Consider the following 422-nt stretch of genomic DNA (forward strand, 5'->3'; position numbering starts at 1 on the left):
GAAGGTCCCCACTGCTTTGCAGTGGGGCCCCTCCTGAACGACTGGCGATCTCACACTCACATTCGAAGCACTCTCGATTAGAGCCCTGGCTCCTTTCGTACATGTTTCGTGAGCGACTCAATGAATCCCGCGAAAGTTAGCTGCGGGTCGGGCTGGCTGATGGGGCGTTCGGGATCTTTGGGGGCCAACACAAAACAGGCGGCATCGTAGAGTTCATCCTCGACGAGCCTGCGGCAGAGCACTTGATAGCGGTCAGCGTAGGAAGGTCGCCTCTCAAACGCCTCATCCACTTTGAAGCTCGGCTTGAAGTCTCGCTTCGCGCTCTGCGTGGATCCTTCTGCGTCCTCCAACAGGAAGACATATCCAAGCCAGGGCCGGGCATCACCCAGAAGGCCCTGGGAGATGGCGCGCTGAGTATCTAC

General features: G+C 58.3%; 1 protein-coding gene. It reads right to left on the reverse strand.

What is annotated here, in order from left to right; genetic code table 11:
* Nucleotides 1–77 precede the first annotated feature (77 nt).
* A partial coding sequence (locus tag EVJ22_RS15305) for a PaeR7I family type II restriction endonuclease (protein WP_199749349.1) occupies nucleotides 78–422 on the reverse strand: 345 nt, incomplete at its 5' end.

The sequence above is a fragment of the Exiguobacterium sp. SH0S7 genome, assembly GCF_004337195.1.
GTDB lineage: Bacteria > Bacillota > Bacilli > Exiguobacteriales > Exiguobacteriaceae > Exiguobacterium > Exiguobacterium aurantiacum_A.